The 2690-nt window shown below is 71.3% G+C and carries 3 protein-coding genes and 1 pseudogene; all 4 read left to right on the top strand.

The features are described from left to right. Nucleotides 1-236 (top strand): annotated as a pseudogene (locus GT354_RS53265) (hypothetical protein); the annotation flags it as partial. Between the two features lie 2 nt (nucleotides 237-238). Continuing rightward, nucleotides 239-1123, top strand: a complete 885-nt coding sequence (locus GT354_RS00765) for a deoxyribose-phosphate aldolase (RefSeq protein ID WP_346011770.1) — start codon at nucleotides 239-241, stop codon at nucleotides 1121-1123. Beyond that, nucleotides 1120-1992: a 5-deoxy-glucuronate isomerase gene (gene iolB, locus GT354_RS00760; protein WP_346011769.1), complete on the top strand. Its 873-nt coding sequence runs from the start codon at nucleotides 1120-1122 to the stop codon at nucleotides 1990-1992. Before GT354_RS00765 ends, iolB begins: the two co-directional genes overlap by 4 nt. Next, the coding region (locus tag GT354_RS00755; protein ID WP_272923727.1) for a thiamine pyrophosphate-binding protein at nucleotides 1989-2690 on the top strand (702 nt) is incomplete at its 3' end. The genes iolB and GT354_RS00755, both read left to right, overlap by 4 nt.

The following is a 2690-nucleotide window of genomic DNA, read 5'->3' as shown; positions in this document are numbered from 1 at the left end:
ACGCGATGCCCACGCTCGCCGAGATCGACGCGCTGATCGGGCGCGCCGCGGCCGGGGGCGGCGGGGGTGGCGGGGGCGTCACTTCCACGTTCGGTTCCGTTCCCGATTCCACCGCCGACTCTACGACCGGTTCCATCACCGACTCCAGGACCGGTTCCGTTTCCGGTTCCACTGCCGACTCCACGACCGGTTCCGTTTCCGGGGCCGGTTCCGTTTCCAGCAAAGGACAGCTGTGACCATCGCTCCCGACATCGCCTCGGTCGTCACCACCCGCCTGACCGACCCCGGCGCGATCCGCCGCGCCGCGCAGGACCGGCCGAAGTTCGAGCGCTCGGGCTTCAGTCGGCCGTTGTTCATCCTCGCCGCCGACCACCCCGCGCGCGGCGCGATCGCCGCCGGCGGCAACGCCACCGCGATGGGCGACCGGCACGAACTGCTCGCCCGCTGCGTCGAGGCGCTGGCCCGCCCCGGCGTGGACGGCTTCCTCGGGACCCCCGACATCGTCGAGGACCTGATCCTGCTCGGCGCGCTCGACGGCAAGCTCGTACTCGGCTCGATGAACCGCGGCGGAATCCCCGGCGCGAGCTTCGAACTCGACGACCGGTTCGGCTCGTACGACGCGCGCGGCATCGCCGAAGGCGGCCTGGACGGCGGCAAGATTCTGCTGCGCGTGGACCCGGCCGACGCCGGTACCGCCGAGACCCTGATCGGCACCGCGAACGCCGTCAACGAACTCGCCGAACGCGAACTCCTCGCGCTGATCGAACCGTTCATGTCGGTCCGGGAGAACGGCAAGGTCCGCAACATCCTCACTCCCGACGCGCAGATGAAGGTCAACAACATCTCCGCCGGACTGGGCCGCACGTCCGCGTACACGTGGCTCAAGGTGCCCGTCGTCGACGAGATGGAACGCATGATGGCCTCGACCACCATGCCCACCCTGCTCCTGGGCGGCGAGGGCGGCGCCGACGTCGACGCGATGTACGCGTCGTGGCAGAAGGCGCTGGAGATCCCGCACGTGCGCGGCCTGATCATCGGCCGCACGATGCTCTTCCCGCAGAACGGCGACGTGGCGGGCGCGGTGGACACGGCGGTGTCCCTGTTGGGTCGAGGCGCACAGTGACGTCGGGCCTGCACGTGGTCGACGGGGCCGCCGCGGCCGACGGTTTCCGGGTGGCGATCACCCCCGAGTCGGCGGGCTGGACCTACAGTTCGCTGCGCGTGCTGGAGCTGGGCGCGGGCGAGACGCGCCGGTTCGAGACCGGGGACGCGGAGACGATCGTGCTGCCGCTCGCCGGGTCGTGCGTGGTCACCGTGGACGACGTGCGCTACGAACTCGTGGGCCGTGAGCATGTGTTCGCGCGGGTGACGGACTTCGTCTACGCCCCGCGCGACGCGCACGTGAGCGTGACGTCCGCGCGCGGTGGGCGCTTCGCGCTGCCCGCGGCGCGGTGTACGCGCCGGTTGGCCCCCGCGTACGTACCGGCGAGCGACGTGGCCGTGGAGGTGCGCGGCTCCGGCGCGGCGTCCCGGCAGGTCAACAACTTCGCGGCCCCGGACGGCTTCGGGTGCGACCGGCTGGTCGCGGTGGAGGTGCTCACGCCCGGGGGCAACTGGTCCTCGTACCCGCCGCACAAGCACGACGAAGAGCGCGAGGGCGAGGCGATCCTGGAGGAGATCTACTACTTCGAGCTGGGTTCCTCGGGCGGTGGGCGGCCGTTCGGCTACCAGCGGGTCTACGACGGACACGACGTGGACGTGCTCGCCGAGGTGCGCCAGGGCGACACGGTCCTGGTGCCGCGTGGCTATCACGGCCCGTCCATGGCGCCGCCCGGATACCCCATGTACTACCTGAACGTGCTCGCCGGCCCGCACGAGACGCGCACCATGGCGTGCTGCGACGACCCCGACCACCACTGGGTCCGGCAGTCGTGGGAGTCCGTCGAACGCGACCCGCGCGTGCCGATGTGCGATGCGGAGGGACCGCGATGACCACCGTGCGGATGACCACGGGGCAGGCCCTCGTACGCTTCCTCGCCCGCCAGTACACCGAACGCGACGGCATCGAACACCGGCTGATCGAAGGCTGTTTCGGGATCTTCGGTCACGGCAACGTGGCCGGTCTGGGCCAGGCGCTCCTGGAGCGACCCGCCGACCTGACCTACCATCAGGCGCGCAACGAGCAGGCGATGGTGCACGCCGCGGTGGCGTTCGCGCGCACCCGGCGCCGACTGTCCACGCTCGCGTGCACGGCGTCGGTGGGTCCCGGGGCGACGAACATGGTCACCGGGGCCGCGCTCGCCACCATCAACCGGCTGCCGGTGCTGCTGTTGCCGGGCGACACCTTCGCCACGCGTGTGGCCTCGCCAGTGTTGCAGGAATTGGAACTGCCGTACGCGGCCGACATCAGCGTCAACGACGTCTTCCGACCGGTGTCGCGGTTCTTCGACCGCATCCAACGTCCCGAACAACTCGCGCACGCCGCGACGCACGCGATGCGGGTGCTCACCGACCAGGCGGAGACCGGCGCGGTGACGCTCGCGTTGCCGCAGGACGTACAGGCCGAGGCGTGGGACTTCCCCGAGGAGTTGTTCGCCAAGCGGGTGTGGCACGTGCGACGTCCCGGGCCCGACCCCGACTCGCTGGCCGCCGCGGTCGCACTGCTGCGCGGCGCGCGCCGGCCGCTGATC

This window comes from Streptomyces sp. SID3343 (genome assembly GCF_009865215.1).
Lineage (GTDB): Bacteria > Actinomycetota > Actinomycetes > Streptomycetales > Streptomycetaceae > Embleya.
Note: the sequence above shows the minus strand (reverse complement) of the source record. Positions and strands in the feature narration are given on the sequence as shown.